An 11,027-nucleotide genomic window follows, 5' to 3' on the forward strand; every position below is an offset into this window, starting at 1 on the left:
AAGGAAGAGCTTCAGTGAAATCGTGATTCGCGAGCATCGGATTTACTCGGGCCATTGAATTGCTGCGAAATATCGTCTTCGGGTCACAATGGCAGCGATCAGGCTCCTAATGAATTCCGCATTGAACTGCGAATAGAACTCACTCAGTCCGGACGTCTTCATCCACGATTCGAGCCAGAAGGCGGCCTATCGGAGCCGAAGCAAATGGCAGGCCAATGACATGACGATTATCTAAGCCCTAGATTTCGCATAACAAAATAGGTCCCAAGGGCTGCAGGCAACGACTGCCTCAAGATACTTGTAAAGTTTCTCGACACATATACGAAATGTAACAACAACTGACTGCTTCTGGCCGGCTGCCGCTATTGGGAGTCGTTTCCGCATAGCTGCTGTTGATCGCGGATTGAGGTGAACCGTGAGTGTCAGGTACGGCCGAGGTGCTTCCGTTTGTCGTGCGTCAGGTGAGGCGCTGGCTCTTGAATGGGGGCCTCCAGTCAGTTCGTCTAACACCCAAGTTCGCGATAGCGAAGCCTCAGCTTTAGCAATGCGCCTTGGATAGATGAGAGCTGCGGTCCGGAGGCGAGCCTTTCGCGCTGCTCCATAGTCGCGAGGTTGCCATCCAAGTCGTGGCATTCCTGCCGATCGGTGGGTTCAAGTTTCATCCGTCGCCGATAGACATCCATCTGCTTCGCGTCCATGCCAGTGAGCGGCTTTAGTGCGTCGGCCATGATTTCGCGGTGCCGTTCGAGGCGAACGTCATTGCCAACGCGTTCACTGCCCGATAACTTGCTTACCCCCCGTGTGGGTTCGACCTCTATCTTGCGCGCGCCCAGGCACGGGGAGTCCGAGTAGGTCACCTTGCCATCCACTTCACACCTGAAAACCGTTCGTGAAGGCGGTGGAAGATTCTGCGCCCATGCGCCCATGCCCGGCGCGGCGATCACGAACAGCACGATCGCCTTTAGCACAGCGCCCTTCGTCGTGCGGAGGTTTGTCGTACGCTCGACACTCTTCGACAATTCCCAGTCGTTTACCAAGTGACCTCCGGGTACATGAAGATTCGCGCTGCATCTTAAGTGCATGGCATCCTAGCTGCCAAGCACTGTGACTGCGAGGGATACGACATCCCGTCGTTTGACTCATTGACCGGCACAAGGAGGAGAACGGCACGTGATCGTCGCATTGCCGCCCGACACGGGCCAGCGACCCAAGGTCGGCCTTGGCCGGGCCATCCGGTAGGTTCCCGATCGAAGCAGCCGGTTCATCGCCCGCCCTGCCCCGCTGGATCCTCGCGCGAATCGTTGATCGCGCGCGCGATGCGCACCAGCATCGGCACGAGCGCTGGCGACTGCAGCAATTCCGGGCGCTCCTCGACAAGGGTTGCGAGGATGCTGCGCATGCCACGCACGAGCATGAAGGACGCCAGTTGCGTGTCCGCTTCGCCAACATCGTCGGCGTGCTGCTTGAGCAGAAGCTCCATGCTTCCGACGAGTTCGGCCGAGGTTCGCGAACCACGGCCCAGACCTTGTGCGCGGCCGAACTGCATGTGGCGGGCATAGCGCTGGTAGAAGTCCCGCCCCAACGAATACAGGCGTGTTTCGGTGCGCACCGTGTTGCGGAACAGCGCCTGCAGCATCTCGTCGAGCGACTTGCGGTGCAGGCGGAAGAGCTCCGGTGATGCCGCTTCGGACTCCTCATCCATGATGCGCTTGCTGATCTCGATCAGGATCGCTTCCTTGTTCGGGAAGTATTGATACACGGCGCCGACGGATACGCCGGCGCGCGCCGCGATCTTGCGCGTGGTGACCGCGTCGACGCCCTCGACCCGCAGGATCTCGCTCGCCGCTTCGAGGATGGTTTCGACCGTGAAACGCGCGCGCGCCTGGGACGGCGTCGCGCGCTCATGAGTGGCCTCGGTGCCCGCACGCTTTGCAGCCTGCCCCGTCCCCTTCCTCATTGCGCTCGCTCCCATGCGTAAGCCCGTTGCCGGCGCCCCATCAGATTATTTGCCCAAATTGTTCGGTTTTCTGCATTGCACAAAGTGCATTTCAATACAGTGACTTGCGAAGTATAGCGAAGCATTGTTCGGGTTAGCGCTCAGATTTTGTTGCTCATCCCGTCCGTGGCCTAGGATTCCCCCGAACCTCCTGCCGTGACCACGCTCGTGTGTAACACGTGGCGATCGAAGCTGACGGCAGGCCGGCGTTTTCGACTCACGACCCGAACAAAGGATTGTCATGACGGACGTCTTCATCTACGACCATGTGCGCACCCCCCGCGGCAAAGGCAAGGCCGACGGTGCGCTCGCCGAGATCACCCCCGTGCAGCTCGCAGCACAAATGCTGCAGGCAGTGCGCGACCGCAATCAGCTGGACTCCACTCTGGTCGAGGACGTGTTCCTCGGTTGCGTGTGCCCGGTCGGCGAACAGGGCGGCAACATCGCTCGCGTTGCTGCCCTGGTCGCCGGCTTCGATCACGGCGTGCCCGGTGTACAGGTGAATCGCTACTGCGGTTCCGGCCTGGAGGCGGTGAACTTCGCAGCCGCCAAGGTTGCCAGCGGGCAGATCGACATGGCGATCGGCGGAGGCGTCGAGAGCATGTCGCGCGTGCCGATGGGCAGCGATGGCGGTGCGATGGCGCTCGATCCGCAGGTGGCCTTCAAGATGTATTTCACGATGCAGGGGGTGAGCGCCGACCTGCTGTCGACGCTGCACGGCTTCACCCGTGAGCAGTGCGATGCTTACGCGGTGGAGAGCCAGCGACGCGCCGCGCAGGCGTGGGCGAACGGCTGGTTTGCCCGCTCCGTGGTGCCGGTAAAGGATGTGCTCGGCCTGCCGGTGCTGGCGCAGGACGAAGCGATCCGCCCGGATACGACCGTCGAATCGCTCGCGGCGCTGAAGCCCTCCTTCCTGGAGATGGGCACGCAATACGGCTTCGATGGCGTCGCGCTGCTGAAGTACCCGCAGCTCGAAGCGATCAATCACATGCACCACGCTGGCAACAGCTCGGGCATCGTCGATGGCGCCGCGGCGGTGCTCGTCGGCAACCGGGACATCGGTGCGCGCACGGGCCTCAAGCCGCGCGCGCGCATCCGGTCGGTGGCGACCGTCGGATCGGAGCCGACGCTGATGCTCGACGCGCCGAGCTTCGCCGCGCAGAAGGCGCTGAAGAAGGCCGGCATGAACGCCTCCGACATCGGCTTGTGGGAGCTGAACGAGGCCTTCTCGTCGGTCGTCCTGTGTCTGATGGAGCGCCTCGACGTGCCGCACGACCGCATCAACGTCAATGGCGGGGCGATCGCGATGGGACATCCGCTCGGCGCGACGGGCGCGATGATCCTCGGCACCCTCCTCGACGAGATGGAACGCCGCCAGGTCGGCACCGGCCTCGTCACGCTGTGCGAAGCAGCCGGCATGGGCACGGCGACCGTCATCGAGCTCGTCTGAGCGCCACCGGAACTATTCAAGGAATCGACCTGATCATGACTGAAGTCATCCATATCGCGGTGGACGCCGACGGCATCGCCACCCTCCTCTTCGACCGCACGGACAGTGCCATGAACACGATGGACATGAAGTTCATGGACGAGATGGAGGCGGCGGTCGAACGCCTCGTCAAGGACGACGCCATCAAGGGCGCGATCTTCACTTCCGGCAAACCCGTATTCGCCGCGGGTGCCGATCTGAAGGGAATCGAGGCCTCGCTCGAAGCCCAGGACACGCCGGTAGCCGAGCGCCTGGCACGCAATGCCTCGTTGTCGAAGCTGCTGCGTCGCATGGAAACCTGCGGCAAGCCCGTCGCCTGCGCGATCAACGGCACCGCGCTGGGCGGCGGCACCGAGATCGCACTCGCCTGCCATTACCGCGTCGTCGCCGACAGCAAAGGCATCCAGCTTGGCCTGCCCGAGGTCCAGGTGGGGCTGCTGCCCGGCGGCGGGGGCACCCAGCGCGTGTCGCGCCTCGTCGGCATCCAGGCCGCCGTGCCGGTGCTCATGGAAGGCCAGGCCTTGAGCGCGGAGAAGGCGCTCAAGATGGGGCTGGTGCACAAGGTGGTGCCGGCCGACCAACTGCAGGCCGAAGCCCGTCGCTGGCTGGTCGAGGAAGGCGACCCCGTGCAGCCGTGGGACAAGAAGGGCTTCAAGGTGCCGGGCGGCGCCGGCCCGATGACGCCGGCGATCGCACAGATGCTCGTCGTCAGCAATGCGATGCTGCAGGCCAAGACTTATCACAATCTGCCCGCGCCGAAGGCCATCCTGTCGTGCCTGTACGAGGGCCCGCAGCTGCCCATGGACAAGGCGCTTGAGGTCGAGGCCAAGTACTTCACGCTGCTGCAGCTCGACCCCGTGTCGCGCAACATGATCCGCACCCTGTTCATCAACAAGGGCAAGGCGGACAAGCTGATGCACCGCCCGGAAGGCGTCCCGAAGACCACCTTCCGCAAGATCGGCGTGGTCGGTGCGGGGCTCATGGGGGCGGGCATCGCCTACCATTGCGCCAAGCTCGGCATCGAGACGGTGCTCGTCGACCGCGACCAGGCCGGCGCCGACAAGGGCAAGGCTTATTCCGTGAAGCGCCTCGAAAAGGATATCGCCAAGGGGCGCATGACGCAGGAGAAGGCCGACGCGATCCTCGCGCGCATCCATCCAACCACCGATTACACCGGCCTTGCCGACGTCGATCTGGTCGTCGAGGCGGTGTTCGAGGATCGCGCGATCAAGGCCGATGTGACGCACAAACTGGAAGCGGTGCTGCCCAAGGATGCAGTGATCGCGTCGAACACCTCGGGCCTGCCGATCACCGAACTTGCTGAGGCCGGCGAGCGGCCGCAGGACTTCATCGGCATGCACTTCTTCTCGCCGGTCGAACGCATGCCCCTCGTCGAGATCATCCGCGGCCGCAAGACTTCGCCAGAAACGCTCGCGCGCGCCCTGGATCTGGTGCAGGCGATGAAGAAGACCCCCATCGTCGTGAACGACGGGCCGGGCTTCTTCACCAGCCGCTTCATCGGCGCCTACGTCAATGAGAGCCTCGCGATGGTCACCGAGGGGGTAAATCCTGCGCTGATCGAGAACGCCGCGAAGATGGCCGGCATCCCGGTCGGGCCGCTCACGGTGTCCGACGAGATCGGGCTCGACACTGCCTACCATGCGAGCCAGCAGCGCAAGAAGGACGAAGGCGCAGCGTTCAAGGAGACGCCGACGTTCCGCCTCGTCGAGAAGCTGGTCGGCGAACTGGGGCGCCACGGGCGCAAGAACGGCAAGGGCTTCTTCGACTATGCCGCCGACGGCAGCAAGCGCCTGTGGAAGGGGCTGGCCGAGCTATTCCCGCTGCTCGCCGAGCAGCCGACGGTCGAGGAGGTCAAGGCGCGCATGCTCTACGCACAACTCGTCGATGCCGCCAAGGCGATGGCCGACGGCATCGTGATCGACCCGGCCGACGGTGATGTCGGGGCAATCCTCGGCGTCGGCTTCCCGGCCTACCTCGGTGGCCCGTTCTCGATGATGGACACCATCGGCATCGAACGTGTGGTCAGCGAATGCGACCGCCTCGCGGCGTGCTACGGCAATCAGTACGCCGCCCCGCAACTGCTGCGCGACATGGCCGCGGAAGGTCAGACCTTCTACGGCGCGCGGCGGGTCACCCCGCCCGCGGCGGCGCGCTGACGGACGCCCACCTGCACGCCCCCATAGTGAGGAGCACAACGTGAATTTCGATTTTTCCGACGACCAGCGCCTCCTGCAGGAAGCGGTACGCACCATGCTCGCCGAGAACAGCACCTCGCAAGCGGTACGCGAAGTCCTCGAAGGGCGGGCGACCCACTCGACCAAGGTCTGGCAGAACCTCATCCACATGGGCGCCGCCGCCGCGGCGATTCCCGAGGTCTACGGCGGCGCCGGCCTCGGCTATCTGGAACTGTGCCTGGTGGCGGAGGAAGCCGGACGCCACCTCGCCGCCGTGCCGCTGTCGTCCAGCATCTACCGGGCCGCCGAGGCCTTATTGCGTGCGGGCAGCGAAGCGCAGAAGCGGCGCTGGCTGCCAGGAATCACACAGGGCGAAGTCATCGCGACTGCGGCCTTCACGAGCACCGAGCGCTACCGCGCACCGAGCCCGCTCAATTTCGACGGCCAGCGTCTCCACGGCACCAGCCCGATCCTGGCGGACGGTGCCATTGCTCAGATCGCAGTGCTGCAGGTCGGCAACGATCTCGTCGTGGTCGACCTCAACGGCCAGGGCGTGCGCCGCACGGCGCTGCCGACCATTGACCCGACGCGCCCGCTGGCGCAGATCGAGTTTTCCGGAACGCCGGCCGAAAGGCTGGAGACTGCCGAGGGCGCGGCCGTCGCTGCGCGCGTGCTCGACGCGGCGGCCGTTCTGCTCGCCTTCGAGCAGGTCGGCGGCGCCGCGCGGATTCTGGAACTCGCGCGCGACTACTCGCTCGAGCGCAAGGCCTTCGGCCGCCAGATCGGGAGCTTCCAGGCCCTCAAGCACAAGATGGCGGATATCTTCACACGCATCGAGCTAGCCCGGGTGCATGCCTACTACGGCGCGTGGGCCCTCTCGTCAGACGCGCCGGAGCTGCCCAGGGCGGCGGCCGCAGCCCGCGTCGCGGCCACCCGCGCTTTCCTTCTGGCGGCGGAGGAAGGCATCGAACTGCACGGCGGAATCGGCTTCACCTGGGAAATGGACTGCCACCTCTACTACCGCCGCGCGCGCCACCTCGCGCAACTGATCGGCAGCGAACACGCTTGGCGCGCCCGCCTCGCCGACGAACTGATCAAGGAGGCCGCGTAAGCGGAGGACCGACACATGGACTTCAACGATTCCCCCGACGAAGCCGCTTTCCGCGCGGAAGTGCGCAACTGGCTGTCTGCGAACGGGCAACGCCGCACGCGCCCCGATGAAGCGTTTGGCGAAGGTCTCGACGAGGCCGCGAAGCTCGCCCTCGCCAAGGCCTGGCAGGCGAAGAAGGCTGCGGCCGGCTATGCCGCGATCACCTGGCCGCGCGAAGCCGGTGGCATGGGCGGCACGGCGATGCAGCAGGTGATCTACCAGCAGGAGGAAGCCGCCTACCTCGTGCCACAGATGATCTTCGAGGTCAGCATCGGCATGGGCCTGCCTACCGTCATGCGCTGGGCCGCCCCCGAACTGAAGGCGCGCTTCTTGCGCCCGGGCCTCGCGGGCGAGGAGATCTGGTGCCAGCTCTTCTCCGAGCCCGGCGCGGGATCGGACACCGGCGCGGTGCGCACGCGCGCGATGCGCGACGGCGACGAATGGGTCATCAATGGCCAGAAGGTGTGGACCTCGTCGGCGCATTTCGGCGACTTCGGCATCCTCCTCGCGCGCACCGACCGGGACAAGCCCAAGCAGGACGGGCTCACGATGTTCATCGTCGACCTCAAGGCCCCGGGCGTCGAGATCCGCCCGATCCACCAGATGTCCGGCGACTCGGAATTCAACGAGGTGTTCTTCACCGACGTGCGGATCCCCGATCAATACCGCCTCGGCCCGGAGGGCGGCGGCTGGAAGGTGATGCTGAGCACGCTGATGCAGGAACGCCTGTCGGTCGGCGGCAACCTTCCGACCGACCTGCACCGGCAGCTTATCGAGCTCGCCCGGATCTGCGTCTGGGACGAGCGTCCGGCGATCGAGGACGCGCGGGTACGCGCGCGCATTGCCGACGCCTACCTCGACCAGCAGGGCGTGTCGCTGATCATCTCACGCGGCCTTACCGCCTTGTCGAAGGGCAAGACGCCCGGCCCCGAGATGTCCATCACCAAGCTTGTCGCCGCCAAGGCGATGCAGGAGATCTCGTCCTTCGCAATGGAACTTGCCGGTCCGGAAGGGCTGCTCGCTTCGGAAGTGCTCGGTGGCAATTGGCGCTACCTGCAGCGCCTGTGGCTGGGCTCGCCGGGCGCGCGCATCGCGGGCGGCACCGACGAGGTCCTGCGCAACGTCATCGCCGAACGCGTGTTAGGCCTGCCGGGCGAGATTCGCACGGACCGCAACGTGCCGTTCCGCGAACTCGATCGCACCTGAGACGGAAGAGGACGCCCCCATGACGACGAAACCCCTCAGCGGCATCAAGGTACTCGATTTCACCCAGCTCCTGCCCGGCCCGATGTGCACGCTGCATCTGGCGGACATGGGCGCCGAAGTGATCAAGGTCGAACCGCCCGGCGCGGGCGAAGCGGCGCGCGGCCCGCAGGGCACGCCCATTTCGCACTTCTTCCTCGCGGTGAATCGCAACAAGCGCTCGCTCGCCATCGACCTGAGGGCGCCGGGCGGGCGCGAAGTGATCCTGGCGCTGGTGCGTGACGCGGACATCCTCGTCGAAGGCTTCCGCCCCGGCGTGATGGCACGGCTCGGCCTCGGCTACGACGCCCTTCATGCCATCAACCCGCGGCTCGTTTACTGCGCGATCAGCGGCTACGGACAGGACGGCCCGCTCGCCGCCCTGGGTGGCCACGACATCAACTACCAGAGCTACGCGGGCATCCTTGAACAAAGCGCTCCCGCAACTGCCAGCCCCCATCCGGGCAACTTCCCCATCGCGGATCTCGCCGGCGGCGCGCTGTCCGCCGCGATGGCGATTCTCGCCGCGCTGTTCGATGCGCAGCGCAACGGTGAAGGGCGCTTCATCGACGTATCGATGACCGATTGCGCGATGGCGCTCAACGTTCAGCCCCTCGCCGGCCTCCACACGTACCAGCGTGCGATCCCGGCCGGACACGACACGCTGAGCGGCGCCCTGCCCTGCTATGGGACGTACGAAACGGCGGATGGCCGGCATCTCGCGGTTGGCGCCCTGGAGCCGAAGTTCTGGCAAAACTTCTGCCAGGCCGCGGGCTGCCCGGAGCTCATCAAGAGCGGCTGGGCTTCCGGCAAGGCCGGCCCCGCCGTCAAGGCTCAGGTCGCGGCAATCATCAAGCGCCGCACGCTCGCCGAGTGGATGGCCGCCTTCAACGGGGTTGATGCCTGTGTCAGCCCCGTGCTACGCATTGACGAGGTGCTGGCCCACCCGCATACGCAGGCACGCGGGATGACCGTGGACACCCCGCTGCCCGACGGCGGCAGCGCGCCCTACTTCGCCTTCCCCGTGAAGATGAGCAATTACCGCTTCAGCCTCGACCGCCAACCGCCTGCGGTGGGTGAGCACAACGAAGAAATCCTGCGCGAGCTCTGCTGGGCCAACGAGGCCATCGAGCGACTCAAGGCCGACGGCGCGATCTCCTGATCGGCCGCAACAACGATTACATCGGAGACATCATGACCCCTCGCAGCTTCAGCCTGGCCGATCTCTTTGCAATCACGGCTGAAACCGTCCCCGAGCGCGATGCGCTCGTGATCGGCGACAGGCGCCACTCCTACGGCCAGATGGCCCAGCGCGTCGAGCGGCTCGCCGCCTGGCTGCACGGACAGGGGATCGGCCCGGGCGACGTGGTGGGCCTGCAGATGTACAACTCGGCCGAGTACCTCGAGGCCTTCCTCGCCGCCTGCCGAGTACGCGCCATCCCTGCCAACATCAATTACCGCTATGTCGCAGACGAGCTGCGCTACCTTTACGACAACGCCGGTCTGAAGGCGCTGTTCTACAGCGCCGACCTCGAAGCGGCCGTTACCGAAGCCCTCGATGCCGCACCCGAGCTGCGCGTGAAGGTACGCACCGGAGGCGGCACGCCCGCCCTTGCCGGCGCGACCTCCTACGACGTGGCCCTGACTGGCGACCCTGCAGTGCTGCATGCGGTGCACTGCCGTGACGACGACATTTCCCTCCTCTACACCGGCGGCACCACCGGCAAGCCGAAGGGCGTGATGTGGCCGCACAAGGACCTCTTCTTCGGGAGCCTCGGCGGCGGTGCCTCATACGTCCCGGCCGAGGGGCCGATCGCCACACCGGAGCAGCTCCCCGACCGCATCCGCAAGGCCGCACCGATGCGCTTCATGCCCGTGGCCCCCCTCATGCACGGCGCGGCGCATTGGGCAACGATGGTGTCGCTGTTTGCTGGTCACACGGTGGTACTCAACGATCAGCATCATTTCAACGCCGAGCACATCCTCGATCTCATCATCCGCGAACGGGTCAATGGCCTCACCATCGTTGGCGACGCCATGGCGCTGCCGCTGCTCGACGCGCTCAACGCCCACCCGAACCGTTGGGATCTGTCTGCCCTCTTCGTGTTCGGTAACGGTGGCGCCGTACTTTCCGATCACATCAAGGAAGGCCTGAAGGCCTACCTGCCCCCCAACGTCTACTTCAGCAACGGGATGGGCTCGTCGGAAAGCGGGCAGCTCGGACTGGGCAGCAAACCCGCTGACGGCGGCATGATCCGGATCGCCGCGCGCCCCGATCTGGCCGTCGTGGTCGACGGCAACCGCCTTGCCGCCCCCGGCGAGCCGGGCATCCTCGCGCGTAGCGGCTACCTGCCGCTCGGCTATTACCGCGATCCGCAGAAGACTGCGCAGACCTTCGTCACCCTGGATGGCAAGCGCTATGTTCTCACCGGCGATGCCGCGAAGCTCGCCGATGACGGCGCAATCATCATCTACGGGCGTGGCTCCAACTGCATCAATACCGGCGGCGAAAAGGTCTTCCCGGAAGAGGTCGAGGAAGTGCTGCGCATGAGCCCGGATGTGCTCGATGCCCTCGTCGTCGGCCTTCCCGACCCGCGCTGGGGCCAGAAGGTCGTCGCGGTCGTCGCACCCCGTCCCGGCCTGTGTCTGGATCCGCAGCAGTTGCGGGCGCTGTGCCAGCAGCACATCGCCAATTACAAGATCCCGAAGGACATCGTCCTCGTGCCGGAGGTGAAACGCTCTGCCGCCGGCAAGGCGAACTATCCCTGGGCACGCGAAGTCGCGATCGGCGCCTTGCAATGAGCCCGGAGAGCGCCCATGCCCATTCCTGAACTTCTCGCCGGGCGCCTGTCGCTGCCCCTCATCTGCTCCCCGATGTTCCTCGCCAGCGGCCCGGAACTCGTGATCGCGCAGTGCAAGGCCGGCGTCGTTGGCACCTTCCCCACCCTCAACGCC

The 11,027-nt window shown here is 65.5% G+C and carries 8 protein-coding genes and 2 pseudogenes; 8 read left to right on the plus strand and 2 right to left on the minus strand.

Annotated features, from left to right (window positions below; translation table 11 throughout):
- Window positions 1–503: 503 nt before the first annotated feature.
- Together GPA27_RS18885 and GPA27_RS18890 are read right to left on the minus strand one after the other, a co-directional pair.
- The gene (locus GPA27_RS18885) at window positions 504–1,037 is read right to left on the minus strand and encodes a DUF4124 domain-containing protein (protein ID WP_076602016.1); all 534 of its coding nucleotides are present in this window, start codon (window positions 1,035–1,037) and stop codon (window positions 504–506) included.
- Between the two features lie 224 nt (window positions 1,038–1,261).
- Window positions 1,262–1,957, minus strand: coding sequence for a TetR/AcrR family transcriptional regulator (locus GPA27_RS18890; protein WP_169142040.1), 696 nt, complete (start codon window positions 1,955–1,957; stop codon window positions 1,262–1,264).
- A gap of 280 nt (window positions 1,958–2,237) precedes the next feature.
- Here GPA27_RS18890 and GPA27_RS18895 point away from each other — a divergent pair, with 280 nt between their 5' ends.
- The 8 genes and pseudogenes from GPA27_RS18895 to GPA27_RS18925 form a co-directional block, all read left to right on the plus strand.
- Window positions 2,238–3,446 (plus strand): acetyl-CoA C-acetyltransferase, encoded by a 1,209-nt coding sequence (locus GPA27_RS18895; protein WP_169142041.1) that lies wholly within the window; start codon window positions 2,238–2,240, stop codon window positions 3,444–3,446.
- 35 nt (window positions 3,447–3,481) lie between these two features.
- Window positions 3,482–5,662, plus strand: a complete 2,181-nt coding sequence (locus GPA27_RS18900; protein ID WP_169142042.1) for a 3-hydroxyacyl-CoA dehydrogenase NAD-binding domain-containing protein — start codon at window positions 3,482–3,484, stop codon at window positions 5,660–5,662.
- Between the two features lie 40 nt (window positions 5,663–5,702).
- Entirely contained in the window at window positions 5,703–6,791 is a 1,089-nt protein-coding gene (locus GPA27_RS18905) for an acyl-CoA dehydrogenase family protein (protein WP_169142043.1), read from the plus strand.
- Between the two features lie 93 nt (window positions 6,792–6,884).
- Window positions 6,885–7,124: pseudogene (locus GPA27_RS29515) on the plus strand (acyl-CoA dehydrogenase family protein); the annotation flags it as partial.
- A complete protein-coding gene (locus GPA27_RS18910) occupies window positions 7,125–8,036 on the plus strand; it encodes an acyl-CoA dehydrogenase family protein (RefSeq protein WP_373322778.1) in 912 nt (303 codons plus the stop codon).
- Between the two features lie 19 nt (window positions 8,037–8,055).
- Window positions 8,056–9,234 carry a CaiB/BaiF CoA transferase family protein gene (locus GPA27_RS18915; protein WP_169142045.1) on the plus strand — a complete coding sequence of 393 codons (1,179 nt, stop codon included), beginning with the start codon at window positions 8,056–8,058 and terminating at the stop codon, window positions 9,232–9,234.
- 32 nt (window positions 9,235–9,266) lie between these two features.
- On the plus strand, window positions 9,267–10,874 hold the full coding sequence (locus tag GPA27_RS18920; RefSeq protein ID WP_169142046.1) for an AMP-binding protein: 1,608 nt from the start codon (window positions 9,267–9,269) through the stop codon (window positions 10,872–10,874).
- 15 nt (window positions 10,875–10,889) lie between these two features.
- Window positions 10,890–11,027: pseudogene (locus GPA27_RS18925) on the plus strand (nitronate monooxygenase); the annotation flags it as partial.

Origin of the sequence: Aromatoleum toluolicum (genome assembly GCF_012911005.2) — a bacterium.
GTDB classification, from domain to species: Bacteria; Pseudomonadota; Gammaproteobacteria; order Burkholderiales; family Rhodocyclaceae; genus Aromatoleum; species Aromatoleum toluolicum.